This is a genomic window from Microbacterium sp., assembly GCF_031178445.1.
In the GTDB taxonomy this organism is placed as follows: domain Bacteria; phylum Actinomycetota; class Actinomycetes; order Actinomycetales; family Microbacteriaceae; genus Microbacterium.
This window is the reverse complement of record NZ_JAPSIY010000009.1, coordinates 1-25,241: the sequence shown is the minus strand read 5'-3', so window position 1 is coordinate 25,241 and position 25,241 is coordinate 1. Positions and strand designations below refer to the sequence as shown.

At 68.3% G+C, this 25,241-nt stretch carries 26 protein-coding genes; 7 read left to right on the top strand and 19 right to left on the bottom strand.

All coding sequences use genetic code 11. The annotated features are described in order from the left end of the window. Positions 1-155: 155 nt before the first annotated feature. The 8 genes from RIN43_RS12820 to RIN43_RS12785 form a co-directional block, all read right to left on the bottom strand. Positions 156-638 carry a CinA family protein gene (locus RIN43_RS12820; RefSeq protein WP_309129317.1) on the bottom strand — a complete coding sequence of 161 codons (483 nt, stop codon included), beginning with the start codon at positions 636-638 and terminating at the stop codon, positions 156-158. Continuing rightward, positions 635-1,213 (bottom strand): CDP-diacylglycerol--glycerol-3-phosphate 3-phosphatidyltransferase, encoded by a 579-nt coding sequence (pgsA, locus tag RIN43_RS12815; RefSeq protein ID WP_309129316.1) that lies wholly within the window; start codon positions 1,211-1,213, stop codon positions 635-637. The genes RIN43_RS12820 and pgsA overlap by 4 nt, the downstream gene beginning before the upstream one ends. Further along, a complete protein-coding gene (locus tag RIN43_RS12810) occupies positions 1,213-4,011 on the bottom strand; it encodes a DNA translocase FtsK (protein ID WP_309129315.1) in 2,799 nt (932 codons plus the stop codon). Before RIN43_RS12810 ends, pgsA begins: the two co-directional genes overlap by 1 nt. A gap of 146 nt (positions 4,012-4,157) precedes the next feature. After that, a complete protein-coding gene (locus RIN43_RS12805) occupies positions 4,158-5,834 on the bottom strand; it encodes a ribonuclease J (protein ID WP_309129314.1) in 1,677 nt (558 codons plus the stop codon). 84 nt (positions 5,835-5,918) lie between these two features. Further along, on the bottom strand, positions 5,919-6,896 hold the full coding sequence (gene dapA, locus RIN43_RS12800) for a 4-hydroxy-tetrahydrodipicolinate synthase (RefSeq protein ID WP_309129313.1): 978 nt from the start codon (positions 6,894-6,896) through the stop codon (positions 5,919-5,921). Positions 6,897-6,925: 29 nt separating this feature from the next. After that, positions 6,926-7,687: an SDR family oxidoreductase gene (locus RIN43_RS12795; RefSeq protein ID WP_309129312.1), complete on the bottom strand. Its 762-nt coding sequence runs from the start codon at positions 7,685-7,687 to the stop codon at positions 6,926-6,928. Then, positions 7,687-8,163: a dihydrofolate reductase gene (locus RIN43_RS12790; protein ID WP_309129311.1), complete on the bottom strand. Its 477-nt coding sequence runs from the start codon at positions 8,161-8,163 to the stop codon at positions 7,687-7,689. Before RIN43_RS12790 ends, RIN43_RS12795 begins: the two co-directional genes overlap by 1 nt. After that, complete coding sequence (locus RIN43_RS12785) at positions 8,160-8,969, bottom strand: thymidylate synthase (RefSeq protein ID WP_309129310.1); 810 nt, start codon at positions 8,967-8,969, stop codon at positions 8,160-8,162. The genes RIN43_RS12790 and RIN43_RS12785 overlap by 4 nt, the downstream gene beginning before the upstream one ends. A 95-nt stretch (positions 8,970-9,064) precedes the next feature. Between RIN43_RS12785 and RIN43_RS12780 the strand changes: the two genes are divergently transcribed. The 3 genes from RIN43_RS12780 (at position 9,065) to RIN43_RS12770 (ending at position 10,558) form a co-directional block, all read left to right on the top strand. Beyond that, complete coding sequence (locus RIN43_RS12780; protein WP_309129309.1) at positions 9,065-9,493, top strand: thioredoxin family protein; 429 nt, start codon at positions 9,065-9,067, stop codon at positions 9,491-9,493. Then, the gene (locus RIN43_RS12775; RefSeq protein ID WP_309129308.1) at positions 9,490-10,014 is read left to right on the top strand and encodes a DUF4395 domain-containing protein; all 525 of its coding nucleotides are present in this window, start codon (positions 9,490-9,492) and stop codon (positions 10,012-10,014) included. Before RIN43_RS12780 ends, RIN43_RS12775 begins: the two co-directional genes overlap by 4 nt. A 118-nt stretch (positions 10,015-10,132) precedes the next feature. Continuing rightward, on the top strand, positions 10,133-10,558 hold the full coding sequence (locus RIN43_RS12770; protein WP_309129307.1) for an OsmC family peroxiredoxin: 426 nt from the start codon (positions 10,133-10,135) through the stop codon (positions 10,556-10,558). Between the two features lie 24 nt (positions 10,559-10,582). On the opposite strand, the gene RIN43_RS12765 is transcribed toward RIN43_RS12770, so the two are convergent. From RIN43_RS12765 to RIN43_RS12740, 6 genes are all read right to left on the bottom strand, one after another. Further along, positions 10,583-11,026, bottom strand: coding sequence for a hypothetical protein (locus RIN43_RS12765; protein WP_309129306.1), 444 nt, complete (start codon positions 11,024-11,026; stop codon positions 10,583-10,585). Next, positions 11,023-11,769 carry a 4-hydroxy-tetrahydrodipicolinate reductase gene (gene dapB / locus RIN43_RS12760; RefSeq protein WP_309129305.1) on the bottom strand — a complete coding sequence of 249 codons (747 nt, stop codon included), beginning with the start codon at positions 11,767-11,769 and terminating at the stop codon, positions 11,023-11,025. The genes RIN43_RS12765 and dapB overlap by 4 nt, the downstream gene beginning before the upstream one ends. Before the next feature lie 77 nt (positions 11,770-11,846). Beyond that, positions 11,847-12,449 (bottom strand): histidine phosphatase family protein, encoded by a 603-nt coding sequence (locus RIN43_RS12755; RefSeq protein WP_309129304.1) that lies wholly within the window; start codon positions 12,447-12,449, stop codon positions 11,847-11,849. 106 nt (positions 12,450-12,555) lie between these two features. Further along, complete coding sequence (locus tag RIN43_RS12750) at positions 12,556-13,581, bottom strand: aldo/keto reductase (RefSeq protein ID WP_375163750.1); 1,026 nt, start codon at positions 13,579-13,581, stop codon at positions 12,556-12,558. A gap of 219 nt (positions 13,582-13,800) precedes the next feature. Further along, positions 13,801-16,083, bottom strand: a complete 2,283-nt coding sequence (locus RIN43_RS12745; protein WP_309129302.1) for a polyribonucleotide nucleotidyltransferase — start codon at positions 16,081-16,083, stop codon at positions 13,801-13,803. A 262-nt stretch (positions 16,084-16,345) separates the two neighbouring features. Next, positions 16,346-18,268 carry a GDSL-type esterase/lipase family protein gene (locus tag RIN43_RS12740; protein WP_309129301.1) on the bottom strand — a complete coding sequence of 641 codons (1,923 nt, stop codon included), beginning with the start codon at positions 18,266-18,268 and terminating at the stop codon, positions 16,346-16,348. 154 nt (positions 18,269-18,422) lie between these two features. Here RIN43_RS12740 and RIN43_RS12735 point away from each other — a divergent pair, with 154 nt between their 5' ends. Both RIN43_RS12735 and RIN43_RS12730 read left to right on the top strand, forming a co-directional pair. Then, positions 18,423-19,034, top strand: coding sequence for a VTT domain-containing protein (locus RIN43_RS12735; protein WP_309129300.1), 612 nt, complete (start codon positions 18,423-18,425; stop codon positions 19,032-19,034). Between the two features lie 54 nt (positions 19,035-19,088). Continuing rightward, the gene (locus RIN43_RS12730; RefSeq protein WP_309129299.1) at positions 19,089-19,262 is read left to right on the top strand and encodes a DUF5302 domain-containing protein; all 174 of its coding nucleotides are present in this window, start codon (positions 19,089-19,091) and stop codon (positions 19,260-19,262) included. Positions 19,263-19,355: 93 nt separating this feature from the next. Here the strand turns inward: RIN43_RS12730 and RIN43_RS12725 are convergent, their stop codons facing one another. Further along, complete coding sequence (locus RIN43_RS12725; protein WP_309129298.1) at positions 19,356-20,000, bottom strand: FMN reductase; 645 nt, start codon at positions 19,998-20,000, stop codon at positions 19,356-19,358. Position 20,001: 1 nt separating this feature from the next. Continuing rightward, the gene (locus RIN43_RS12720) at positions 20,002-21,219 is read right to left on the bottom strand and encodes an LLM class flavin-dependent oxidoreductase (protein WP_309129297.1); all 1,218 of its coding nucleotides are present in this window, start codon (positions 21,217-21,219) and stop codon (positions 20,002-20,004) included. Positions 21,220-21,323: 104 nt separating this feature from the next. On the opposite strand from RIN43_RS12720, the gene RIN43_RS12715 reads away from it, so the two are divergent. Both RIN43_RS12715 and RIN43_RS12710 read left to right on the top strand, forming a co-directional pair. Next, positions 21,324-22,454: an acyltransferase family protein gene (locus tag RIN43_RS12715; protein ID WP_309129296.1), complete on the top strand. Its 1,131-nt coding sequence runs from the start codon at positions 21,324-21,326 to the stop codon at positions 22,452-22,454. Between the two features lie 97 nt (positions 22,455-22,551). Beyond that, complete coding sequence (locus RIN43_RS12710) at positions 22,552-23,556, top strand: 2-oxoglutarate and iron-dependent oxygenase domain-containing protein (RefSeq protein ID WP_309129295.1); 1,005 nt, start codon at positions 22,552-22,554, stop codon at positions 23,554-23,556. Between the two features lie 39 nt (positions 23,557-23,595). On the opposite strand, the gene RIN43_RS12705 is transcribed toward RIN43_RS12710, so the two are convergent. The 3 genes from RIN43_RS12705 to rpsO all read right to left on the bottom strand — a co-directional run bounded on the left by RIN43_RS12705 (position 23,596) and on the right by rpsO (position 25,203). After that, complete coding sequence (locus RIN43_RS12705) at positions 23,596-23,934, bottom strand: transcriptional regulator (protein ID WP_309129294.1); 339 nt, start codon at positions 23,932-23,934, stop codon at positions 23,596-23,598. Beyond that, positions 23,927-24,781, bottom strand: a complete 855-nt coding sequence (locus RIN43_RS12700) for a hypothetical protein (RefSeq protein WP_309129293.1) — start codon at positions 24,779-24,781, stop codon at positions 23,927-23,929. Before RIN43_RS12700 ends, RIN43_RS12705 begins: the two co-directional genes overlap by 8 nt. A 152-nt stretch (positions 24,782-24,933) precedes the next feature. Continuing rightward, complete coding sequence (gene rpsO, locus RIN43_RS12695) at positions 24,934-25,203, bottom strand: 30S ribosomal protein S15 (RefSeq protein WP_055993247.1); 270 nt, start codon at positions 25,201-25,203, stop codon at positions 24,934-24,936. Positions 25,204-25,241: the final 38 nt, after the last annotated feature.

The following is a 25,241-nucleotide window of genomic DNA, read 5'->3' as shown; positions in this document are numbered from 1 at the left end:
TCGCCAGTCTAACCTGATCAGACGCCACTGAATCTACTGTTTCTCTCTGTGCTTCTGCCTGGAACATGTGCGGTTCCGCGGGGAAGGAGGCGGCGTCGCCGTCTCCTGCGGTTCTCGTATGGAGCACATCATCATCAACCGCGCGTGTGACTCCGCTATTCCCCAGCGCACTCCAGCGCCGCTTCGATGGCTGCGTCGACCGCCTGCCTGCGGATCGCTTCGCGGTTCCCCGTGAAGACGAACGAGATCGAGCGCCGCGCTGCGGGGGTCACGACGCCGATGTGCACGGTGCCGACCGGCTGGCCGTCAGGCGAGTCCGGGCCGGCGATGCCGGTCGTGCCGATGCCGACGTCGGCGACGCGCCCGTCCACGGCGACCGCCAGGCGCACGCCGTCGGCCATCTGCGCAGCGACCTCGGCGTCCACGGGTCCGCGCTCCTCCAGCAGGGCCGCGTCGACTCCGAGCAGCGAGTGCTTGACCGGTGTGGCATAGGCGACGACGGCTCCGAGGAACGTGGCGGAGGCGCCGGGCACCGAGACCAGATCGGCGGCCAGGGCGCCCCCGGTGAGAGACTCGGCGACACCCAGCGTCCAGCCGCGCTCGCGGAGCCTCGCCAGCAGAACGGCCGCGCCGCTCATGACGTACTCGTGCGCCTGCCTCGCAGCTGGGCGAGGAGGTAGTCCACACCGCTCGCGACAGTGAGCACGAGCGCGGCGATCATGAGCGCCTGCGTCACGAACACCCAGGGCTGCAGGCCGATGATGAAGTTCAACGGGAGCAGTGCCCAGCTCAGCGCGACCGCCTGCACGACGGTCTTGACCTTGCCCATCCATGCGGCCGCGACGACCTGCTGGTGCACGATCACGAAGCGGTGGGCCGTGATGCCCCACTCCCTGACCAGGATGATGATCACCAGCCACCAGCCGACCTCGCCGAGGATCGCGAGCCCGAGGAAACCGGCGCCGGTGAGCAGCTTGTCGGCGATCGGATCCCAGAGCTTGCCGAAGTCACTGACGAGGTCGTACCGGCGCGCGAGATAGCCGTCGACCCAGTCCGTCGAGATGGCGAGCACGAAGAGACCGCCGGCGATCCATCGCATCACGGGGTCGGTCTCGCCGTGCGTGCCCCCGAGAAGCAGGAGCACGAGGAAGACGATCGCCAGCGGGATGCGGGCGACCGTGATCGCGTTGGGAAGCTGCCGCGGGATGGCCATCAGTCGCGACCCGTCAGGCCCCAGGCGTCCTCGTCGCCGTCGTCCTCGCTCTCCACGACCGGCAGCCCGTCGTACTGCGCTTCGATCGGATCGCGTCGGTACCGATCGTCGTCGGCGGCGACGGGCGCGGTCGCAGGAGCTGCCGTGGCCGTCGGGGCCGCGGAGGCCGCAACGGGGGTGGCAGGCGTCGCGGGAGCGTCGTCACCTCGCAACCGCGCCAGCACCCCGGCGAGCTGCTCAGGCGTGACCAGCACATCCCGCGCCTTGGAGCCCTCGGACGGCCCGACGATCTCGCGCGATTCGAGCAGGTCCATCAGACGGCCGGCCTTGGCGAAGCCGACTCGCAGCTTGCGCTGCAGCATCGAGGTCGAGCCGAACTGCGACGACACGATCAGCTCCGCGGCGGCGAGCAGCAGCTCGAGGTCGTCGCCGATGTCCTCGTCGACCTCCTTCTTCTTGCCCTCGACCGCCTCCTGCACGTCGGGCCGGTATTCGGGGCGGGCCTGGCCGGTGACGTGCTTGACCACGGCATCGATCTCCTCCTCCTTCACCCAGGCGCCCTGCAGGCGGAAGGGCTTGGAGGATCCCATCGGCGAGAACAGGGCGTCGCCCTGTCCGATCAGCTTGTCCGCGCCCGGGCTGTCGAGGATGACCCGGCTGTCGGTGACGCTCGTCACCGCGAAGGCGAGGCGCGACGGGACGTTGGCCTTGATGAGGCCGGTGACGACGTCGACGCTCGGTCGCTGCGTGGCCAGCACCAGGTGGATGCCGGACGCCCGGGCGAGCTGGGTGATGCGGACGATGGAGTCCTCCACGTCGCGGGGTGCGACCATCATGAGGTCGGCGAGCTCGTCGACGACGACGAGGAGGTACGGGTAGGGCTTGAGCACGCGCTCACTGCCGACGGGAACCTCGACCTCGCCTGCGCGCACCGCACGGTTGAAGTCGTCGATGTGGCGGAATCCGAACGACGCGAGGTCGTCGTACCGCATGTCCATCTCCTTCACGACCCACTGCAGGGCCTCGGCGGCCTTCTTCGGGTTGGTGATGATCGGAGTGATCAGGTGCGGCACACCCGCGTAGCTGGTCAGTTCGACGCGCTTCGGGTCGATGAGCACCATCCGCACGTCTGCCGGGCGCGCCCGCATCAGCAGGCTCGTGATCATCGAGTTCACGAAGCTCGACTTTCCGGAGCCCGTGGAACCAGCCACGAGCAGGTGCGGCATCTTGGCGAGGTTGGCGACGACGAAGTTGCCGCCGACGTCCTTGCCGACACCGATCGTCAGCGGATGCGTGCTCTTCTGCGCGGCAGCGGAGCGCAGCACATCTCCCAGCGACACCGTCTCGCGGTCGGCGTTGGGGATCTCGATGCCGATCGCGCTCTTACCGGGGATGGGCGAGAGGATGCGCACATCGTTCGAGGCGACCGCATAGGCGAAGTTGTTGCTGAGCTGCAGGATCTTCTCGACCTTGACGCCGTGCCCCACTTCGACCTCGTACTGGGTGACGGTCGGCCCGCGGGAGAACCCGGTGACCTTGGCATCGACGTTGAACTGGGTGAGCACGTTCGTGATCTGCTGCACGACACGGTCGTTCGCCTCCGATCGGGCGACGGCGGGAGGGCCTTCGCTCAGCGTGGAGGGAGACGGAAGCACATAGGGCGCGGCCGGCGGCATCGGGCCGTCTGTGCCGGGTCCGGCGGTACCGAAGCCGTCCAGTCCCGGGAGTTCGCCCGTGGAGCCGTCGTCGTCGAGAAGCGCCGTGGTGTTCTGCTCGTCGAGGGAGTCCGTGAGTGCGCTGAGGTCGGTGAGCACCTCGGTCGCGGCATCGTGGGGCGCGTGATCGACGATGACCGCCTGGTCGTACGCCGCCTTCTTGCCCGGCTTCTCATCGCCGCCCGCGTCGAACAGCGCGGTGATCGCCTGTGAGTCGACATCGTCCGGGTCCTCTTCGCGCCCGGTCTTGTTGCGCCGCCACCAGGGCAGCACATCCGCGTCGTCGACCTTGTCGGCCTCGTCGATCTCGGACGCCGGCTTGGCGGCCTTCTCGGGACGCTCCGCACCGAACATCCAGGCATACAGGTCGCCGAGACGCTCGCCGATCCGGTTCGGCGGGGTCTTCGTGAGGATCAGGATGCTGAGCGCGGCGAGCACGCTCAACACGATGTACGCGACGATCGGCGTGAGGAAGGCCAGCGGCTCTCCCAGCATCCACCCGAACAGGCCGCCCGCGGCACTGAGCGCGGGCATCCCCTCCTTCGGCTGCGGGCGCACCAGGTCACCAGCCGAGTCGAGCGCACCCGAGGCGACGTGGCAGAAGCCCGCCAGTGCGAGCACGAAGAAGCCGAAGCCGATGCCGATGCGTCCGTTGTCGTGCACGGACGAAGGGTGCCGGAACAGCCAGCCGGCGAGCAGCAGGAGCAGTACCGGGAGCACGAACGCCGCTCGGCCGATCAGACCGCCCCAGCTGAACGCGCTGATCGCCTGTGCGACCTCGTCGCCGATGAAGAACCACTCCACGACGGCCCCGGCGCACGCCAGCAGCACCAGCAGGAAGGGGAAGCCGTCGCGCCGGTCGTCCTTCTCGAGACTCTCCGGGCCGAAGGCGCGGAACAGCCCGCCGACACCGTGTGCGAGCCCGAGCCAGATGCGGACGCCCACCGAGGGCCTGTCGGCGTCGTCGATGTACTTCTTCGGCGCCGGCGCGGCCTTCGCCGGCGACCGGTTCGCGGTCTGCCGCTTCGAGCGGGGGGTCGCGCCCTCGGACGCGCGCTCGGATCTCGTGGTGCTCCTGGCCATGCCACCAGGTTATTCCCGGGCACCGACTCTGCCCCGCAGTGACGCGGCTTTCCGGGGGATCGCAGGCTCGGATCGCTCTGCACCGCTCCCGCCGACGTCGACGTCGATCGACGACGCCGCTGCCGGGGGAAGCGCAGCGCGCTGGACTACGCCTCGATCACCAGCGGGACGATCATCGGCCGCCGACGCAGCTTCTGATTCACCCACCGGCCGATCGTGCGCCGTACCACCTGCGAAAGCGCATGACTGTCCTGCACGCCGTTGCCCGCCGCTTCCTTGAGCGCTGCGACGATCTTGGGCGCCACGTCGTCGAACACCGAGTCGTCCTCTGCCACGCCCCTGGCGTGGATCTCGGGCCCGGAGATGATCCGGCCGGTCGCGGAGTCGACCACCACGATCACCGAGACGAACCCCTCCTCGCCGAGGATGCGGCGATCCTTCAGGTCCGCATCCGTGATCTCGCCGACGGTGGAGCCGTCGACGTACACGAATCCGAGATCGAGCTGGCCCACCACGCGCGCCTCGCCGTCCTTCAGATCGATCACCGTGCCGTTCCCGGCGATGATCGTGCGCTCCTCGTCGATGCCGGTGTCCTGCGCGAGCCGGGCGTTCGCCATGAGGTGGCGGTACTCGCCGTGCACGGGCAGCACGTTCTTCGGCTCGAGGATGTTGTAGCAGTACAGCAGCTCACCGGCGGCGGCATGGCCCGACACGTGCACACGGGCGTTGCCTTTGTGCACCACGTTCGCGCCGAGCTTCGTGAGGCCGTCGATGACCCGGTAGACGGCGTTCTCGTTCCCGGGAATGAGGCTGGACGCGAGGATGACGGTGTCGCCGGGGCCGGGCTCTATGGCGTGGTCGAGGTTGGCCATACGGCTGAGCACCGCCATGGGCTCGCCCTGCGAACCCGTGGACATGTAGACGACCTTGTCGTCGGGCAGGTCACGAGCCTTCTTGTAGTCGATGAGTACGTTCTCGGGCACCTGCAGGTACCCGAGCTGCTCGGCGATGGTCATGTTGCGCACCATGCTGCGCCCCAGGAACGCCACGCGGCGGCCGTGCTCGTGCGCGGCGTCGATGACCTGCTGCACCCGGTGCACATGGCTCGAGAAGCTGGCGACGATGACGCGGCGCGGGGCACGGCCGATCACCTGGTCGAGTACGGGCCCGATGGAGCGCTCGGTGGGTGTGAAGCCGGGCACGTCGGCGTTGGTGGAATCGACCAGGAAGAGGTCGACTCCCTCCTCGCCGAGCCGGGCGAACGCCCTCAGGTCGGTGATGCGGCCGTCCAGGGGCAACTGGTCCATCTTGAAATCGCCGGTGGCCAGCACCAGCCCCGCCGGCGTGCGGATCGCGACCGCCAATGCGTCCGGGATGGAGTGGTTCACCGCGACGAACTCGAGATCGAAAGGACCGACCTGCTCCTCCTGCCCCTCGGTCACCGTGAGGGTGAAGGGCCTGATGCGGTGCTCCTTGAGTTTCGCCTCAACCAGCGCGAGGGTGAGCCCCGACCCGATCAGCGGGATGTCGCTCTTCAAACGCAGCAGGTACGGCACGGCCCCGATGTGGTCCTCGTGTCCGTGGGTGAGCACCACGCCGACGATGTCGTCGAGGCGATCCTTGATGGGCTCGAAGTCGGGCAGGATCAGATCGACCCCGGGCTGGTGCTCCTCAGGGAAGAGCACGCCGCAGTCGACGATGAGGATCTTGCCGCCGAACTCGAAGATCGTCATGTTGCGGCCGACCTCGCCGAGCCCGCCCAGCGGCGTCACGCGAAGCGTGCCGTGGACGAGCGGTTCAGGGGCGGCGATGGGGATGGACATTGACGTCTCCTCAGTCGGACATCGAGTGTCCGTTCGTATGCGATTCAGCGCGCGGGCGCGCTCATCGTGTCGTGCTGCGCACGATCATCTTGTGGTGCCGTGCACCTTCGGCAGGGCGCCACCCGCGGCCGCGTTGCGGTCGGGGCGGAAGTTCGAGAAGTCGGCACCCGGGACATCCTTGACGAGGTCGAGCTCGTCCTCGATGAGAGCCGCCTCCCATTCCTCCGGACCGACGAGGGGCAGACGCACTCGCGGGCTGCCGATCCGGCCCAGTCCGTGCAGGATGTACTTGGCAGCCACAGTGCCGGGCACATGCGTCATCGCCGCGCGCACGAGCGGCTCGAGGCGCATGTGCTCGGCCGTGGCGGTCCTGAGATCGCCACGGTTCACCGCGTCGACGATGGTGCGATACGGCGCGGAGGTGATGTTGGCGGTGACGCCGATCAGCCCGGTCGCACCGATCGACAGGTGCGGCAGCACGTTCGCGTCGTCACCGGAGAAGTACATCAGGTCGGTCTGGTTGAGCACGCGGCTGACCTCGCTGAAGTCCCCCTTGGCGTCTTTGACGGCGAGGATGTTCGGATGCTTCGCCAGCCGCAGAATCGTCTCGTACTTGATCGGAACGCCGGTGCGGCCGGGGATGTCGTAGAGGATCACCGGCAGGTCCGTGGCGTCGGCGACCAGGCGGAAGTGGGTCAGGATGCCGGCCTGCGTGGGCTTGTTGTAGTACGGGGTGACGATCATGATGCCGTCCGCCCCTGCCTTCTCGCTCGCCTTGTAGAGCTCGATCGCGTGGGCGGTCTCGTTCGACCCGCCGCCGGTGATGATCTTCGCGCGCCCTGCCGACACGTCCTTGCCGACCTCGACCAGGCGCAGCTTCTCGGCGTCGGTGAGGGTCGACGTCTCTCCGGTGGTGCCGGTGACCACGATGCCGTCGGCGCCGTCGGCGATGACGCGGTCCATGTGCTTCTCGACGGCAGGCCAGTCCACTTCACCGTCGGCGGTCATCGGGGTGACCAGCGCGACGAGGACCTGGCCGAAGGGATTGCCGGTGTGCGTCATGAGTACAAGGTTATCGCGGCGACGACCGATCACATGCGTCCGCGACGAGCAGCTCTCGCTATCAGGGAACGAGGAAGGACGCAGGTCACGGCGACGACGATCTTGTATCGTGTGGAGGGCACCGACACCGCCTTGCCGCGGGCCGCATCGCGCAGCCCCTCGCGCACCACGTCCCCGGCATCCAGCCACCCGATCGCCGGCACGCCCTCCTTTCCCGGCTCCAATCCCATCCGCTCGTGGAAGCTGGTGTGGGTGAACCCCGGGCAGAGGGCGGTGACCGTCACGCCGTCGGACGCGTACTCGGCGTTCGCCCATCGGCTGAATCCGATCACCCACGCTTTGCATGCCGAGTACGTCGAGCGCGAGATGAAGCCGGCGACGGACGCCACGTTCACGATGCGCCCTCCGCGCCCGCGCATGGTGCGCAGGGCGGCGTGCATCAGCCGCATCGGCGCCTCGACGTGCACCCGCAGATGCCGCACCTCGTCTTCGACATCGTTGTCCGCGAAGCGCAGCGGCAGACCGAATCCGGCATTGTTGATCAACAGGTCCACGGGCTCGGCGGCATCCGCGAGGCGTGCCGCGACCCGGTCGACATCGCGCTCATCGGTCAGATCGGCCGGCATCACCTGGACGTCGACGCCGAAACCGTCTCTCAACCCGGCGGCAAGCTCATCGAGCGCATCCACGTTGCGTGCGACCAGCACCAGGTCGGCCCCGCGAGCGGCGAGTTGACGGGCGAACTCCGCGCCGAGCCCGGCGCTCGCGCCCGTGATCAGTGCGACCGGCATCAGCGCTGGTACGCCAGGAAGCGGTAACGGATGCCAGAGGATGAGGTCTGCCACTCCCCTTCGTCGACCAACCGCCACCCGGCTGTCGACGGGGCGTAGGCATCGCCTTCGACATCCACATCGAGCTCGGTGACCTCCAGCCGGTCCGCGTCGCCGATCACCTCACGGAAGATCTCCGCGCCCCCGATCACCCAGGCCTTCTCGAGGCCGCGCAGTGCCTCGCGCACGCTCGATGCCCGGCGTGTCCCCGGTGCCGTCCAATGCTGCTGCCGAGTGATCACGATGTTGTCCCGACCGGGAAGGGGCCTGAAGCGCTCCGGCAGCGAGTCCCAGGTCTTCCGCCCCATCACGACAGGAGCCCCGAAGGTGACCTCCTTGAAATGCGCGAGATCCTCCGGCACGTGCCACGGCATGCCTCCGCCGGCACCGATCACGCCGCCATGAGCCTGCGCCCAGACGAGTCCGATCCATGTCATACGGCGACCGCCGCGCGGATGGCCGGGTGGTGCTGGTATTGCTCGATCACGAAGTCGTCGTAGCGGTAGTCGAGGATCGACTCCGGATTGCGTGCGAACCTCATGGTCGGGTACGCGTACGGCTCCCGCGTCAGCTGCTCACGCACCTGTTCGACGTGATTGTCGTAGATGTGGCAGTCGCCGCCGGTCCACACGAAGTCGCCGGGCTCAAGCCCGGTCTGCTGCGCGACCATGAGCGTCAGCAGCGCGTAGGAGGCGATGTTGAAGGGCACCCCGAGGAAGAGGTCGGCGCTGCGCTGGTACAGCTGACACGAGAGCCTGCCGTCGGCGACGTAGAACTGGAACAGGGCGTGGCACGGGGCGAGCGCCATGTCGGGGATATCGGCGGGGTTCCACGCCGACACGATGAGACGCCGCGAGTCGGGCGTCGCCTTGATCTGGTCGATCACCTGGGACAACTGGTCGATACTGCCGCCGTCCGGCGTCGGCCAGGAACGCCACTGCACGCCGTAGACCGGGCCGAGATCGCCGTCCTCGTCGGCCCATTCGTCCCAGATCGTCACTCCGTTCTCCTGCAGCCATCGAACGTTCGAGTCGCCGCGCAGGAACCACAGCAGCTCATAGGCGATGGACTTGAAGTGCACCCGCTTCGTGGTGATCAGCGGGAAACCCTGCGAGAGGTCGAAGCGGATCTGCCGTCCGAACACACTGGTCGTGCCCGTGCCGGTGCGATCGTCCTTGTGCGTGCCGTTCTCGAGCACATCGCGGAGCAGATCTTCGTAGGGCGTGGGGACGACGGCGCTCATGTCAGCCACGATACCCGGCCAGGGCGTCGGCGAGGCGGTTGTCATCCGCCGTCACATCCCCCTCTCTCACCACGTGCCCGACGTACTCTCGACGAATGCCCCTGTCGCTCGCTCTCGCCGGCCTCGCCGGCCTGGTCGCCGTCGCTGTGATCGCCGGCCTGATCTGGCGTGCGCTCGACGGCCGGCGACGACGCACCCATGACGCGAGCGTGTCGCCAGAGGAACTCGGTTCACATGCAGGGCGGACCGTCCTGCTGCAGTTCACAACGGAGACCTGCGCCCGGTGCCCGCAGGTTCGCCGGATGCTGCGGGCCGTATCCGACGCGCTCACGGGTGTCGAGTTCGCCGAGGTCGACCTCACGCGTCGCCCCGATCTCGCCGCGAAGCATCGCATCCTCGCCACGCCCACGACCTTTGTGATCAGCCCGGACGGGGCCGTCGCCGCACGCTTCGGCGGAGTCCCGCGTCGGATGGACATCGAAGCCGCCCTCGCCTCCCTGCGCTCACCACAGGAGATCCGATGACGACAACAACCGGAATCGACCCCAGGGCGCCCCGCTTCGCCGCCTGGATCACGTCCGCCCTCCTGCTGGTCGCGACGCTCCTCGGTCTCATCGGGCTCTCGGCGACTCGCCGGTCATCCGACTGGTCGATCACGTCGGCCTCGCTGGCGCAACGCACCCTCGACCCGGCCTTCGTGCTCACCGTCGCTATCGCCGCGCTGTTCCTGTGGGGCCTCCTGTCGCCGTCCAGCCAGCCATGGTCGGTGCTGTTCCGCACCCTCGTGAGGCCGCGGCTGTCCCCTCCCGCCGAGCTGGAGGATCCCCGCCCGCCGCGTTTCGCGCAGGGTGTCGGGCTGCTCGTCGTCGGCCTCGGGCTCGTGCTCCACCTGGCCGGGGTTCCGCTGGCGCTACCCGTCGCGTCAGCTGCGGCCTTCATCGCGGCCTTTCTGAACGCCGCGTTCGGGTTCTGCCTCGGCTGCCAGCTCTACCTGCTTCTGCAGCGCACTCGAACGATCGGACGCGGAGTCTCAGGGCGCGGCTGAACCTCGAAAGCTGAGACCGCCGCGGGGTCGGTTCCGAACGCGTGCCCGCATGGGTAGGCTGGCCACGCGACGCGAGCCTGCGTCAGCATCCGCGTTCCCCGCGACCACTGGAGGAAACATGCCCGTCACCAGCGAAGCGACCACCACCTGGACCGGCTCACTGCTCGAGGGTTCCGGCACCGTCGCGCTGTCGTCGTCGAACCTCGGCACCTTCCCGATCGACTGGAAGGCCCGCACCGAGGGCTCCGACACCACGACGACACCCGAGGAGCTGATCGCCGCCGCCCACGCGTCGTGCTTCAGCATGGCGTTCTCGCACGCGCTCGCCGAGAACGGCACTCCGCCCGAGCGGGTGAACACCACCGCCTCGGTGACCTTCAAGCCCGGCACCGGCATCACGGGCAGCCACCTGAACGTGAACGCCTCCGTGCCCGGGCTCTCGCCTGAGAAGTTCCAGGAGATCGCGCAGGGTGCCAAGATCGGCTGCCCTGTCTCTCAGGCGCTCGCCGGCATCGAGATCACGCTCGAGGCGACGCTGGCCTGAGCGGACGCAGCTTTCGCAAGGACGTCAGGACCTCGTCCGCGACAGCCGAATGGCTTCGCGGATGCTGGACCTGGCGTCCTTTCGTCTTCCGGCGGCATCCTGCACGACGCCGAGCCGGAAACGGGCCCTCCAGTCGTCGGGTGACGCCGTGACCTGCGACGTGTAGACGTTGATCAGCGCGTCGACGTCGCGGCTGAGCAGCCGGCCGCTCGGCGTGAGCTCGCCTGGCGCCTCGGGCATTCCGCCCTCAGCGTGGAGCACGCGGCCGAGGCGGTCGGCGGCGAACCCGAACTGCATCTCACGCACGAGCGCCCATGCCCCGATCGGCGCGATCACGATGAGCGCGATTCCCATACCGACGGCAGCAGGCGTGCCCACCGCGAGGAACAGCACCGCGAGCCACACGACCGTCGCGATGTAGAGCAGCAGTGCCGCGCCCATCACCGCGACGCCGATTCGCGAGATCACGAGCGCGGCCGGATGCCGAGATCGATCACGTTCTCCAGTCCGACGACCACTCCGCGCACGTCGCGCGCGTACGGGAGTGCCAGGCGGATCCCGGGGGCGTATGCGGCAGCCGGGTCGATCGTGTCATGCACGAACGACAGCGACTCCCCGGCGCCCGAGAGGATCACCTCCTGCTTCGCGACGACCCCGGGACGCCGCAGTGAGTGCACGGGGATGCCGGCGACCTGCTGACCGCGGGCGCGTTGATCGACGTGCGGCGCACTGAACGGCCCCTGTTCCATCCGGGCGTCGGACATCAGCTCGGCCGTTCGCACCGCCGTACCGCTGGGCGAGTCGATCTTCGTGTCGCGGTGCGCCTCGATGACCTCGGCGCTGGGGAAGAACGGAGCTGCGACGGCGGCCAGCACCGTGCCCAGCGCCGATCCCAGCGAGAAGTTGGGAATGAAGAGCGCCCCGGTACCCGCGTTCTCGACCAGGGGACGCACCAGGGCAATGCGCTCCTGTGACCACCCCGAGGTGCCGACCAGCACGTTCACTCCGCTCTCGGTCGCCGTCCGCACCACGTCGACGCTCACGGCAGGCGTCGAGGCATCGACGATGAGATCGGCCCCGTCGAGCTCGGACAGGGCGCTGGACGAGCCGAGGATGCTGCGAACCTCGAACCCGTCGAGCTCGTCGATCGCCGCGCGGATGACGCGACCGAGCTTTCCGGTGCCGCCGACGAGGGCTACCTGTGTGGACATGGGTCCAGTCTAGGTTCGCGTGCCGGTGCCGGGCTGACCGCGACGCGCGAGACGAGGCGGGTAGCGATCCTCGCAGATCAGACAGACAGGTAGTCGGGCAGCCCGGTGCGCAGCTCCATCGGCAGATGACCGAGGTCATTGTGCGCGAGCAGCGACCACGGGCGGCCCTGCTTCTGAGCGATCACCGTGAGGCCGCAGTGCGCCTGGTTGAGCGTCATCCACCGCCACTCCGGTGCGGCGAGCACCTCTCGCACGAACCAGCTGATCACGAAGTTGTGGGTGATCAGCACCTCATGCACGTCACCGTTCCTGCGGCGGAGGAACTCTCCCACGGCATCGGACATCTGCGCGCGTCCTGCTTCGATCTCGGCCTCGGTCACCGAGCCGAAGAACGGCTCGAACGCCGGCGGCGTGTCATCGGTCATCCCCGTCGGCACGCAGTCGAACAGCAGCGCCGAGGGCACCGGGTCGACCGACGGAAGCCGCGCTGCCACGGCCCGCGCGGTCTCTGCGGCGCGCAGAAGCGGGGAATGCCACACCGCGTCGAGGGGAAGGCCGGACAGCCTGTCGGCGATCAGCTCCGCCTGCCGCTGTCCCCGCGGCGAAAGGGGTCCGTCATCGACGCCGTGTTCGGCGTCCTGATGTTCACCGTGTCTGACCAGATAAATGTAGTGCGTCACAACCCTGCTCGCTTCATCGCCGCCGCGTGGGCGCCTCCTCCAGCTTAGGTCACGGGTCAGACACGAAGGCCCCCGGGTGTCGCCTGGTGACGGCGTGGTGAGGCGATCAGTCGCCGGCTCGGGTGAGCTCGGCGATGTGAGCCCGGGAGAGGGAGACTCCTGCGCCCTGCATGAGCTCTTCGACATGGTGCGCCGCGAACACGTTGACGATCGGCGCGACGACGGTGCGCTGGGCGAGCAGCCAGCCGATGGACACGGCAGCGACCGGGACGCCCAGCTCCCCGGCGATCGAATCGAGCGCGCGCAGCACTCGGATGCCGCGCCGATTGATGTGGCTGCGAAGCTGCTGTCCGCGCACTCCGGTCACCTGGGACTTGCTGCGGTGACGACCGGACAGGAAGCCGTGCTCGAGCGCGTGTGACGGGGTGGTCGCCAGGCTCTGCGCACCCGCGACGAGCCGCAGATCGCCTTCGAACCCGTCGCGGCGAAGCAGGTTGTACGGCTCGTCGAGCGCCTCGATGCGCGGATAGCCCGCGGCGGCGAGTATGCGCGCCTCGACGAGCTTCTCCGCCGTGAAGCCGAACGCTCCCACCGAAGAGACCTTGCCCGCGTCTCGCAGCCATTCGACGGTCGCCAGAGTGTCCTCGAGGTTGCTGCCGGTGTCGAGCGACGCATCGAGGTACAGCACATCGATGTGCTCGACGCCGAGCCGTGTGAGGGAGCCCTCCACCGCCCGCACGAGGTTGACCGAGTCCAGCCCCGGATTGTCGGCATGCGATCCGACCCTGGCGCTGAGTACCACGCGATCGCGTATGCCTCGCGTGCTCAGCCACTGACCCACGATGTACTCGCTGCGCCCGCCGGAGAAGCCGTCTGCGGTGTGGACGGCGTTGCCGCCGTACTCCACGTAGCGGTCCAGGATGCCGTGCGCCGCCTCGAGGTCGACGTTCCAGCCGAACTCCGCGGCGCCCAGCATCAGCGGGAAGATCGAATGCCCCGTCTCTCCGAGCGCGACCCTGATGGTCTCACCCACTCCCGGGCCGACCACGGGGATGGGTGCGGAAGGGTGATCGTGAAGCGATTCGGGAACGCGCGACGAGTCTGCTGCCGTGCCTACGCCGAAAAGACGCATCTTCTCACCCCCGCGGATCAGCCGATCCGTTTCATCCACGCACCCCCCGGTGCGTACTTCGAGGGTAAGCGAGGTAGCACTGAGATCCGACCACGACAGGGGAACATGACCGGAAGAACGAATAACGTTTCCATCACATCAGATACGACCGGGCCCGGAACCGCGTGCCTGCGCACGCGGTTCCGGGCCCGTACTCGGATGCCGAGCGTCAGAGGCGGATCACGCCTCGGCGGCGTCGGCCTCCACCGTCTCGGCCTCAGCCTCGGCGGGAGCGTCGTCGAGCACGGGCTCGAGCGACAGCTTGCCGCGGTCGTCGATCTTGGTGATCTTGACGAGGATCTTCTGGCCGACCGAGAGGACGTCGTCGACGTTCTCGACCCGCTTGCCTCCGGCGAGCTTGCGCACCTCGGTGACGTGCAGCAGACCGTCCTTGCCAGGCAGCAGCGAGATGAAGGCGCCGAAGCTGGCGATCTTCACCACGGTGCCGAGGAACTGCTCGCCGACCTCGGGGTTCGTCGGGTTGGCGATCGCGTTCACCTGGGCGCGTGCTGCCTCGGCCGAGGGGCCGTCGGTCGCACCGATGTACACGGTGCCGTCCTCCTCGATCGAGATCTGCGCGCCGGTCTCGTCCTGGATCGCGTTGATCGTCTTGCCCTTGGGGCCGATCAGCTCGCCGATCTTGTCGACCGGGATCTGCACGCTGATGACGCGCGGCGCGGTCGGCGCCATCTCGTCGGGTGCGTCGATCGCGGCGTTCAGCACGTTCAGGATGGTCAGACGCGCGTCGCGGGCCTGGGTGAGCGCTCCGGCGAGCACCGACGACGGGATGCCGTCGAGCTTGGTGTCGAGCTGGATGGCCGTGACGAACTCGCTGGTGCCGGCGACCTTGAAGTCCATGTCGCCCAGCGCGTCCTCGGCGCCGAGGATGTCGGTGAGGGCCGCATAGCGGGTCTCACCGTCGACCTCGTCCGAGACCAGGCCCATGGCGATGCCGGCGACGGGCGCGCGCAGCGGCACACCGGCGTTCAGCAGCGACAGGGTCGACGCGCAGACGGATCCCATCGAGGTCGAGCCGTTCGAGCCCAGGGCCTCTGAGACCTGACGGATCGCGTACGGGAACTCCTCGCGCGTCGGCAGCACCGGCACGAGCGCGCGCTCGGCGAGGAAGCCGTGCCCGATCTCGCGACGCTTCGGCGACCCGACTCGACCGGTCTCACCGGTCGAGTAGGGCGGGAAGTTGTAGTGGTGCATGTAGCGCTTGGACGTCGTCGGCGACAGCGAGTCGATCTGCTGCTCCATCTTGAGCATGTTCAGCGTGGTGACGCCCATGATCTGGGTCTCACCGCGCTGGAAGATCGCCGAGCCGTGCACGCGCGGGATGACCTGCACCTCTGCGTCAAGCGGACGGATGTCGGCGAGTCCTCGACCGTCGATGCGGACGTTCTCCGTGAGGATGCGACCGCGCACGATCTTCTTCGTGACCGACTTGTACGCTGCGGCGAACTCGAGCGGGGCCGCGGCCGGCAGATCGCCCGCCTCAGTCGCCTCGATCAGCTCTGCCTTGACGCGGTCCTTGATCGCGTCATCGGCGCTCTGGCGCTCCTGCTTGTCGGCGATCTGGTAGACGCCGACGAGCTCGTCGTACGCACGCTTCGCGACGAAGTCGTAGACCTCTTCGCTGTACGGCAGGAACACCGGGTACACGCCCGGCTCCTTCGACGTCGTCGCGGCGAGCTCCGCCTGAGCCTTCACGAGCTGCGAGATGAACGGCTTCGCGGCCTCCAGGCCCTCGGCCACGACCTGCTCGTTCGGCTTGGTGGCGCCGGCCTTGATGAGGTTCCAGCTGCCCTCTGTCGCTTCCGCCTCGACCATCATGATCGCGACGTCCTCGGTGCCGTCAGCCTTCGTGACGACGCGGCCCGCGACGACGAGGTCGAACACTGCCTGCTCGACCTGCGAGGCGTCGGGGAACGCGACCCACTGGTCGGCGTGCTCGCCGTGGCCGGGGATGAACGCCAGGCGAACGCCCGCGATCGGACCGGAGAAGGGCAGACCCGAGATCTGGGTCGAGGCGGACGCGGCGTTGATCGCCAGCGCGTCGTAGTACTCGCCCGGGGCGATCGACAGCACGGTGATGACGATCTGGACCTCATTGCGCAGGCCGTCGACGAACGACGGACGCAGCGGACGGTCGATCAGTCGGCAGACCAGGATCGCCTCGGTGGAGGGGCGTCCCTCGCGGCGGAAGAACGAGCCGGGGATCTTGCCTGCGGCGTATGAGCGCTCTTCGACATCGACCGTCAGCGGGAAGAAGTCGAAGCCCTCACGGGGGTGCTTCGAGGCGCTGGTGGCCGACAGGAGCATCGTCTCGCCGTCGAGGTAGGCCGCGACCGAGCCCTGAGCCTGCTGAGCGAGGCGTCCGGTCTCGAAGCGGACGGTGCGGGTGCCGAAACGGCCGTTGTCGAGAACGGCCTCAGTGGCGGTGATTTCAGGACCTTCCAAGAGGTCTCTCCTTCTTTGTTTAGGCTCGCTCACCCGTGTGGTGCGCGAGTTCTCGCGAAGGAGCGGATGCGGGCAGATATAAGCGCGCGGGCACTCCCGCGAATCTCGCCTGCGCTGGCCACCAGTAGAAGATCACCCGGCGCCGTGCGCGACGAGGAACCCACCACAGGGGACCAGCTTCTCAGCCGACCGCTCCGTGTGAAGCCTGTATGCAGTTTGTGAGGATGCCACAGGGATCCTCATCCAGCCTAGCAGTCGGCCGTCATCGCGCATCCTCAGGCAGCCGCACCTGGCTGCGGCCGATGTAGACGTAATCGTGGTGCTTCGCGGTACGGCCGTCGCCAGCAGTGCGTCCGCGCAGACGCCGCCACAGCCAGGGCAGCGCGTGGCGCCGCCACCACAGCCGGCGCGGGAGGCGCTCACCGGCGTGCAGTGATTCGTCGAGGACGCCGAGCGCCTCCGCGTGCGGTACGCGGAGCACCTCGCCGATGCGGTATGCGAGCAGGCGATGTCCCCGACTGGAGAGATGCACGAGGTCCTCCCCCCAGTTGGGGCGCTCCCCCAAGTCGGGATGCAGGTCCGCATCGATCAGGATCGCGCCGCTGCGCTCTGCGATCACGGCGAGCGCACTCGCATAGGCGGCGAACCGGCGCACGTACAATCTCGATGCGAGACGCCTCGGCAGGAAGGGCGTCACGAGCACGACGTCAGCTCCGTCCGATCTCAATGCGGACACCGCGCGCTCCACGTCCGCGGCGAGTGCGGCGACGTCCGTGCGCGCGCGGACGAGATCGTTGGCGCCCACCAGGACTGACACCAGGTCCGGCCGCAGATCGCGGGCTCGTGAGAGCTGCGCCCCGCAGACGTCCTCGACGCGCTTGGAACGCACCGCCAGGTTCGCGTACTGCAGACCGCCGCTCGCCGCCAGCAGCATCGCGAGCCTGTCGGCCCAGCCACGCAGCGAGCCGTCAGGTCCGGGGTCGCTCAGCCCCTCGGTGATGGAGTCCCCCAGTGCGACATAGCGCCGCCAGCGACGCGCCTGCACGGACGGCGCCGGATCCGGGCGCCTGAGGCGAGTCGCACGCTGCATCCGGTCGACCGGATGCAGCGCACGTGCTTCGTCGAGATGGCCGAGGAGCTGCTCGCACACGGCCGACCAGGATCTGCTCTCGACGGCTTCCCTTCCCGCCCTGCCGAACGCGCGCCGCTTGCGCTGATCGCCGACGAGGTCGGCGACACGCATGCGCAGGTCATCGAGATCACCGGGACGGTAGAGCCAGCCGTCGATCCCCATTCGCACGAGATCGAGAGGACCTCCCCTGCCGGTGGCGATGACGGGCACGCCGCTGGCGTGCGCCTCCTGCAGGGTCTGCCCGAAGGTCTCGCTCTCACCGGGATGCACGAAGATGTCGAACGACGCCATCACTGCCGCGAGCTCGAGTCCGGCGAGATGCCCGAGGAAGAGCGCCTCCGGCAACATCACCTCGAGGCGATGCCGCGCAGGGCCGTCGCCGACGATCACAAGCAGGACGCCGGGCAGGCCCGCGAGCGCACGAAGATCCTCGACCTGCTTCTCGGGGGCCAGCCGGCCCACGTATCCCACGACGGTCTCGGCCTCACCGAAGGCCGGGTGCGCGACCCGTCGGGACGGATGGAACCGCTCCGCGTCCACTCCCCTGGCCCACCGGCGGATGCGGTCTACGCCGAGCCGCTCCAGCTGCGCATCCGATTCACGTGACGGCGAGAGGGTGAGCGTCGCTCGTCGGTGCAGCCGGGTGATGTGCGCCTCGGCGAGCGCCGTCGTCACGGGAATGCCGTATCGGGCGGCATAGGACGCGACATCCGTCTGATATGCCGCGATGGCGGGGACGCCGAGCCGGTCCGCGGCGACCGCGCCCCGCCATCCCAACGCGAACGGAGAAGCGAGGTGCACGACGTCCGGCTGGAACCGGCGCAGCGATTCCGCCACACGCGCGGTCGAGGATGTCCCCACGCGCACGTGGCGGTAGCCGGGTAGCGGCACGGACGCGACGGGGTCGATGCGGGCTGCGCCCGATCGGCGCGGCATCTCCGGCGCGGCGGGCGCCACGACGTGCGCTTCATGCCCGGTCCGTTCGAGATGGCGCAGGATCTGCAGAACGGAACCGGTCACGCCGTTCATGTGCGGAAGGAAGGATTCGGCCACGATCGCGACTCTCACGATGCCAGAATGTCGCGAGCGACCGGCCGGATGGCGGCGACGGCGCGCGGCGGGCGAAGTGTTCACCCGATGCACGGATGCCGGTCACCGGTCAGCTTCCGGACGGTTCCCGTTCACCCGCGCTGTGCAGACTGCGGCCATGCTCCCCGATCCGCTGCTGATCGCCCTGACGGGACCGTGGGGACTCATCGCCATGGGGCTGCTGGTCCTCTGCGACGCGTTCCTCGTCGTCGTCCCGGGTGAGATCGCGGTCACCGCACTCGGAGCGCTCGCGGTCTCGGAGGGCGCCCCTCCACTGTGGGCGGTCATATCGGTCGCCGCGATCGCCGCCTGGTCGGGCGATGCGACGTGCTTCCTGATCGGTCGCCGCGTCGGACTGCAGCGGTGGCGGTGGATGCGCACGGCGAAGGTGCAGGCCGCCCTGACTGCTGCTCGGCGCCGCCTGGACCGCAACGCCGCGACCGTACTGTTCACCGCACGCTTCGTGCCGTTCGCGCGCCTGGCGGTGAACCTCACCGCCGGCGCGTCCCGGTTGCATCCGGTGCGCTTTCTGTCGCTCGCCGCCTGCGCGGCGGCGGGATGGGCCGCCTATCAGGCCGCTGTCGGCGCGGCGATCGCCGCGATCCTGCCCGGTGGGCCGCTGGTCGCCGTGGTCGTCTCCGTGGTCGTCGCGATCGCGATCGGCGTGATCATCGATCGCGTCGTCACGCGCACCCAGCGCCGCGACACCACGGGGCGTCCCTTCCGCTGAGTCGGCGAGACGGCTTCCGTCGACTGGCACCCGATTCGGGCTAGGCTGTCGGCCATGAGCGAAGACAAAGCGGTCTCATCCGAGGAGATCAAGCGGAAGTTCAAGGAAGCGCTCGACAGGAAGAACGCACGGCAGCACGGCGGGGAGGCGCACCTCGACGGCGACTCCCCCGTCCACGCCGCGCCCGCTCCGCAGCTCAAGCGCGAGTTCCGCCGCAAGAGCGGCTGAGAAGAAGACTGCGGGAGCCGGGTCGACCCGGCTCCCGCGGTGCCTCTCAGACGCAGCTGCGCCGGTGGCGCTCCCCTCCGGGCGAGCGCGCTGTCACTCGCCGGCGAGGCCCCCCAGGAGATGCCCGAAGGACTTCCCCTTGCCGAGATAGGTGTCGGGATCGAACGGGTCGTCATCCGAGACCGCCTCGCGGCGGGCCACTGCTTCGGCGAGTTCGCGCGCGCCGCGCTCCACCCTCGCGCTGAGGGGCGCGACCTCATCGGCGTTGGCACCCCAGTCGCTCGACGCTGCGAAGACGCCGGTCGAGACCGGTTCGGCATGCAGATACGTGAACAGCGGCCTGATCGCGTAGTCGATGGCCAGGGAGTGTCGTGCCGTGCCTGCGTTCGCCCCGATCAGCACCGGCTTGCCGGTGAGCGCGTCGGGGTCGAGCACATCGATGAACGATTTGAACAGCCCCGAGTAGCTCGTCGAGAAGATCGGAGTGACGGCGATGACCGCATCCGCCGAGACGACTCGGTTGATCGCCTCTTCCAGGGGTGCGGGCGCGAAGCCGGTCAGCAGGTTGTTGGTGATGTCGTGTGCGAGGTCGCGCAGCTCGATCACATCGACCTGCACGTCGATGCCGCGCTCGCGGAGCGCCTTCGCGGTCTCTGCAGTCAGCCGGTCGGCGAGCATCCGGGTCGACGAAGGATTCGACAGACCCGCGGAGATCACCGCGACGCGCCGCTCGCCCATCTCAGGCGTCCTTCCGGCTCAGGCCGAAGGCGGCGCCGGCCGGGGCCGGAGCGTCCTGATACGGCGAGCCGGCAGTGAGGTTGTCACCGCGGTTGGCGCTCGGGCGCGCCTCGCGCGACGGACCGTCGCCGTAGACCGCCTTGACCCTGGCCGAGTGCGTCGGTCCGTCGGGGACGTTGTCGGGGCGGTTCTTCGCAAGCTCCCTGCGCAGCACGGGCACGACCTCGCCACCGAGGATGTCGAGTTGTTCGAGCACCGTCTTCAGAGGCAGTCCCGCGTGATCGATCAGGAACAGCTGCCGCTGGAAGTCACCGAAGGTCTCGCGCATGCCGGCATACCGGTCGATGACCTCCTGCGGCGAGCCGACGGTCAGCGGAGTCATCTCGGTGAAGTCCTCCATGCTCGGGCCGTGGCCGTAGACGGGCGCGTTGTCGAAGTAGGGCCGGAACTGCCGCTTCGCGTCCTGCGAATTGGCCGCCATGAACACCTGACCGCCGATGCCGACGATGGCCTCCTCCGCAGTGCCGTGACCGTAGTGGGCGAACCGCTGCCGGTACAGCTCGATGAGGCGCTGGTAGTGCTCTTTGGGCCAGAAGATGTTGTTCGCGAAGAATCCGTCGCCGTAATACGCGGCCTGCTCGGCGATCTCAGGGGTGCGGATCGAGCCGTGCCAAACGAACGGCGCCACTCCGTCCAGCGGGCGCGGGGTCGCTGTGAATCCCTGCAGCGGGGTGCGGAACTTGCCCTCGAAATCCACCACGTCCTCTCTCCACAGCTTGTGCAGCAGCGCGTAGTTCTCGATCGCGAGCGGAAGACCCTGACGGATGTCCTGGCCGAACCACGGATAGACCGGCCCCGTGTTGCCCCGCCCGAGCATCAGGTCCATGCGTCCGCCGGTGACGTGCTGGAGCATCGCGTACTCCTCGGCGATGCGCACCGGATCGTTGGTGGTGATCAGCGTCGTCGAGGTCGAGACGATCAGCCGCTCGGTCTGCGCGGCGACGTGCGCGAGGAAGGTCGTCGGGCTGGATGACCAGAACGGCGGGTTGTGGTGCTCGCCGATCGCGAAGACGTCGAGCCCGACCTCTTCGGCGTGCCGTGCGATCGTGGCGGTCGCCTGGATGCGCTCGGCCTCGCTCGGCGTGATTCCGGTCGTCGGGTCCTGCGTGATGTCGCTGACCGACATGATGCCGAATTGGATGGCGCTCTGCTCGTTCACTGTTCTCTCCACTCGAGGCGCCCTATCGGTCGCCCTTTTATTCAAATGAATGTATCGAGTACAACATGCGCGTGACAACAATATTCCCGCAGTAGCCTCGAACGATGAGCAGTGCCTCGGAACAGCCGCCGCAGACGGCCACCGGATCGATCGCCAGACCGCGACGCCGGGTGCCGTTCTGGGACAACGCCCGCTTCGCGTGCATCGTGCTGGTGGTGCTGGGCCACGGCATCCAGCGGCTCACCTACGATTCCGACATCTCGTACGCGTTCTACCTGTGGATCTACGCGTTCCACATGCCCGCCTTCGCCATGATCTCCGGCTACTTCTCGAAGTCGGCCAGCCCGAACAGGCGGCAGATGTCGCGGGTCATCACCGACATCCTGGTGCCCTACTTCATCTTCGAAGCACTGTGGGCTCTGACGAAGTGGCTCGTCGAAGGCCGCGCCGACCCGAACCTCACCCAGCCTTCTTGGACGCTGTGGTTCCTGCTCGCTCTGGGCATCTTCCGGCTCATCCTCCCCTACCTCGCGCTGCTGCGCTGGCCTCTGCTGTGGACGCTGGCGATCTCGATCGGCGTCGGATACCTCTCCAACGTCGACAGCACCTTCTCGCTGTCGCGCACGCTGGGCCTGCTGTTCTTCTTCACTCTCGGCTGGTGGATGCGGGAGCACGACTTCGTGCGACGGCTGAACCTCATCGACTATCGCCCCTGGTGGCTGCGGGTCACGGCCGTGCTGGTGCTCGCAGGCTGGGCGTTCGCGTGCTGGGCAGGCCTGGCCGCCTGGGACGCGTTCGACCTGAGGCACTGGTTCTTCTATGAGGATTCATACGCAGACCTGACCGGCGCGCACGAATGGTGGGCCGGCGCGGTGCGGCTGGCGGTGATGGCTCTGGCCCTGCTCCTGAGCGCCGCGTTCTTCGCGCTGCTGCCGCGTCGCGCGCAGTGGTGGACCACCCTCGGGCAGTACACGATGTACGTCTACCTGCTGCACTCCTTCGTGCTGTATCCCTTCCGCGAATCCGGCGTACTGCGGGGTCTCGACCCGACCTGGATCTGGCTGCCTGTGGTCACGGCACTTTCGGTGGCCACGGCGTTCGCACTGGCCTCCAAACCCGTGCGGCGTGTCTTCCGCCCGCTCATCGAGCCGCGTCCGCGGTGGATGTTCGCCGACGCCTCGTTGACCTCGCCGGCCGATCACCGCAATGACCCGACCGGGTCTCGGCGCAGCTGAGAAGACCGGACGCCGCGCGCCCCGGCGGCGCCCGAGACCGGGGTAAGACGCCGCAACAAACCGCCGTCGCGCACCGCAGGGCATCTAGCGTCGAAGGATGACGGACCTGAACCTGCCGATCCTCGATCTCTCCCAGCTCGACGCAGGACCTGCTGCGGCTGCGGAGTTTCGCGAGGCCCTGCGTCGGGCGACCCGCGACGTCGGCTTCTTCTATCTGACCGGCGCCGGGATCGCGCCCGAGCTCGAAGGGCGCCTGCATACCGAGGCCCGGCGCTTCTTCGAGCTCCCCGAAGCCGACAAGCTCGCGATCGAGAACGTGAACAGCCCGCACTTCCGCGGTTACACCCGTGTGGGCGGTGAACGCACCCAGGGCAAGGTGGATTGGCGCGAGCAGATCGACATCGGGCCCGAGCGCGCTCCTGTCGCGGGCGGCCCCGCGTTCAATCGACTGATAGGGCCCAACCTCTGGCCCGCCGCGCAGCCGGAGCTGCGGGAGGTGGTCGCCGAATGGCACGCCGCACTTTCAGGGATCGCCCGCAAGCTGCTGCGAGCGTGGGCGCTGGCGCTCGGCGCGAAGGCGGACTATTTCGACGAGCACTTCGGGGAACCGTCGACCCTCATCAAGATCGTGCGCTATCCGGGCACGGATGCGCCGGAGCCCCAACAGGGCGTGGGGGCGCATAAGGACTCCGGGGTGCTGACGCTGCTGTGGGTGGAGCCGGGCAAGCACGGTCTGCAGGTCGAGCGTGACGGCGTGTGGGTGGATGCCCCTCCGCTGCCGGGGACGTTCGTGGTCAACATCGGCGAGTTGCTGGAATACGCGACACGTGGGTATCTGCGCGCGACGAACCACCGAGTCGTGTCACCGCGGAAACCGGAGGACAGGATCTCGATCCCGTTCTTCTTCAATCCGGCGCTCGATCAGCGCCTCCCCGTGATCGAGCTGCCCGCCGAGCTCGCGGTCAAGGCGCGCGGCGTCACGGACGACCCGGCCAACCCGATCCACGCCCTCTACGGCGAGAACGCCCTCAAATCGCGGCTGCGGGCACACCCCGACGTGGCCGCGCTTCACCACGCGGACCTGCTCGGCGCCTCCGGGTGAGCTCGCGGACAGGCCTCGTCCGTTGGCGACGCACGCGGATCACTGTGACTGCGCCGCGGCACCGGAGCCGTAGTCGACGATGGCATGAAGCGCATCGAGATGCGCATTGAACGCAAGCCGGCCACCCGTCGTCGCCGTCACCCAGGTGCGGGACCGCCTGCCCGCATGCCCCTTCCGCACCTTCACGTACTTCACGTGCTCGAGAGCGGAGATCGCTTTGCTCAGCGCCGAGTCCGAGACCTGAAGGATGCCGGCGAGCGTCGCGAAGTCGAGTTCGAGATCCTCTTCGAGCGCAGCCATGAGCGAGAAGCGGATGGCGCTGGCGAAGCTGTCATCCAGCCGCAGTCGCGGGTGCGAGCGCTGGGCATCCTCAGCCATGACGACGCCCCAGCGAGGCGATGAGCACGAACACCACCCCGATCACGAGACCGCTGGCCGCAGACGCGGCCGCAAGCGGAAGCGAAGTGCGCGAATCGAGCAGGATGAGCAGAACGGTCACCGCGCTCGCGCATGCGAACGCTCCCCACGTCCGCGGCCCCCAGGCCACGGCCACTTCGGGCGCGGCGCCCGCGGTCGCCATGACGCTCCAGACCACGAGCGCGAGCATGACGACCAGGTATCCCAGCCAGACCACGGCGGCATCCGGCGAGCCGACACCCGCCACCGCGATACCGAGTGCGACGCCGATGCCCCCAGTGACGACCCGGGTGGCACGGTCGAAGGGCGCGCGGTCCGCGCTGACGCCGACGCGGGCCGCACTCCTGCGCCACTCGCCGACCGCCACATACCCGAATGCCGCCAGTGCGAAAGCGCCCGGCACCAGACGCGCCCACGTCGGCAGCTCGACTCCTGCGAGCAGAAGCCCCAGCGCGCCGACGACGCACGCCATCAGGAATATCGCGACCGTTCCACGCACGCGCTGTTCCCGACCGCGACGCCGGTAGCCGTACGCCTCGTGGAGTGAACCCGCGAGCATGGCCCAGATGAGCATCGAGGGCAGCAGAGCCATCACGCCGACGCCGTCCCCCGGCATGACGAACATCAGCACCGTGCTGTAAACGGCCAGAGCGACGCCTTCGATGGCGAACAGTCGTGCGGCGCCGCGCCGATCCAGGCGCTCCTCTCGTCGCATCGCGACCTGCCGCGATTCGTCTAGATATGCCTGCGCCGTGGCGGGAGTCGGCCGGTCGAGCGGCATCGCCCCCGGCTCCGGTCTCTGATCCATGAACGCCCCGCTTTCCAATCGGAAACCCTATTCACTTTCCTACGGGAAACCAAGTGCCCGCGTCAAGTCGCACCAGGCCGGCAAAGCGAAGGCCTCCCCACACCGTGGGGAGGCCTTCCAAGAATGTTCTGCGCGATTGAACGCGGGACGCGTTACCGGCGGAGTCCGAGACGCTCGATCAGCGAACGGTAGCGCTCGATGTCGATGTCCTGGAGGTAGCCGAGCAGACGGCGGCGCTGACCGACGAGCAGGAACAGGCCACGACGCGAGTGGTGGTCGTGCTTGTGCTCCTTGAGGTGCTCGGTGAGGTCCTTGATGCGCTGCGTCAGCATCGCGACCTGCACCTCGGGGGATCCGGTGTCACCGGGGTGCGTCGCGTACTCTTCGATGATCGCCTTCTTGACGTCTGCTTCCAGTGCCATAGATTCGATCCCCTCTCTGCTTGTTGCGCGGTGCCCGA

What these genes read in the sequence shown, in the direction of transcription:
- RIN43_RS12795 (WP_309129312.1), bottom strand. Translation starts at nt 7,687, where the DNA reads ATGCCGGTCGCACTGATCACGGGCGCGAGCGCCGGGCTCGGCGCGGAG.
- RIN43_RS12735 (WP_309129300.1), top strand. Translation starts at nt 18,423, where the DNA reads ATGCTCCCCGATCCGCTGCTGATCGCCCTGACGGGACCGTGGGGACTC.
- RIN43_RS12790 (WP_309129311.1), bottom strand. Translation starts at nt 8,163, where the DNA reads ATGACATGGATCGGACTCGTCTGGGCGCAGGCTCATGGCGGCGTGATC.
- RIN43_RS12750 (WP_375163750.1), bottom strand. Translation starts at nt 13,581, where the DNA reads ATGCGTCTTTTCGGCGTAGGCACGGCAGCAGACTCGTCGCGCGTTCCC.
- RIN43_RS12770 (WP_309129307.1), top strand. Translation starts at nt 10,133, where the DNA reads ATGCCCGTCACCAGCGAAGCGACCACCACCTGGACCGGCTCACTGCTC.
- RIN43_RS12730 (WP_309129299.1), top strand. Translation starts at nt 19,089, where the DNA reads ATGAGCGAAGACAAAGCGGTCTCATCCGAGGAGATCAAGCGGAAGTTC.
- RIN43_RS12715 (WP_309129296.1), top strand. Translation starts at nt 21,324, where the DNA reads ATGAGCAGTGCCTCGGAACAGCCGCCGCAGACGGCCACCGGATCGATC.
- RIN43_RS12780 (WP_309129309.1), top strand. Translation starts at nt 9,065, where the DNA reads ATGCCCCTGTCGCTCGCTCTCGCCGGCCTCGCCGGCCTGGTCGCCGTC.
- RIN43_RS12820 (WP_309129317.1), bottom strand. Translation starts at nt 638, where the DNA reads ATGAGCGGCGCGGCCGTTCTGCTGGCGAGGCTCCGCGAGCGCGGCTGG.
- RIN43_RS12785 (WP_309129310.1), bottom strand. Translation starts at nt 8,969, where the DNA reads ATGAGCGCCGTCGTCCCCACGCCCTACGAAGATCTGCTCCGCGATGTG.
- dapB (WP_309129305.1), bottom strand. Translation starts at nt 11,769, where the DNA reads ATGTCCACACAGGTAGCCCTCGTCGGCGGCACCGGAAAGCTCGGTCGC.
- RIN43_RS12775 (WP_309129308.1), top strand. Translation starts at nt 9,490, where the DNA reads ATGACGACAACAACCGGAATCGACCCCAGGGCGCCCCGCTTCGCCGCC.
- RIN43_RS12700 (WP_309129293.1), bottom strand. Translation starts at nt 24,781, where the DNA reads ATGGATCAGAGACCGGAGCCGGGGGCGATGCCGCTCGACCGGCCGACT.
- RIN43_RS12705 (WP_309129294.1), bottom strand. Translation starts at nt 23,934, where the DNA reads ATGGCTGAGGATGCCCAGCGCTCGCACCCGCGACTGCGGCTGGATGAC.
- RIN43_RS12710 (WP_309129295.1), top strand. Translation starts at nt 22,552, where the DNA reads ATGACGGACCTGAACCTGCCGATCCTCGATCTCTCCCAGCTCGACGCA.
- dapA (WP_309129313.1), bottom strand. Translation starts at nt 6,896, where the DNA reads ATGACGCACACCGGCAATCCCTTCGGCCAGGTCCTCGTCGCGCTGGTC.
- RIN43_RS12810 (WP_309129315.1), bottom strand. Translation starts at nt 4,011, where the DNA reads ATGGCCAGGAGCACCACGAGATCCGAGCGCGCGTCCGAGGGCGCGACC.
- rpsO (WP_055993247.1), bottom strand. Translation starts at nt 25,203, where the DNA reads ATGGCACTGGAAGCAGACGTCAAGAAGGCGATCATCGAAGAGTACGCG.
- RIN43_RS12725 (WP_309129298.1), bottom strand. Translation starts at nt 20,000, where the DNA reads ATGGGCGAGCGGCGCGTCGCGGTGATCTCCGCGGGTCTGTCGAATCCT.
- RIN43_RS12805 (WP_309129314.1), bottom strand. Translation starts at nt 5,834, where the DNA reads ATGTCCATCCCCATCGCCGCCCCTGAACCGCTCGTCCACGGCACGCTT.
- pgsA (WP_309129316.1), bottom strand. Translation starts at nt 1,213, where the DNA reads ATGGCCATCCCGCGGCAGCTTCCCAACGCGATCACGGTCGCCCGCATC.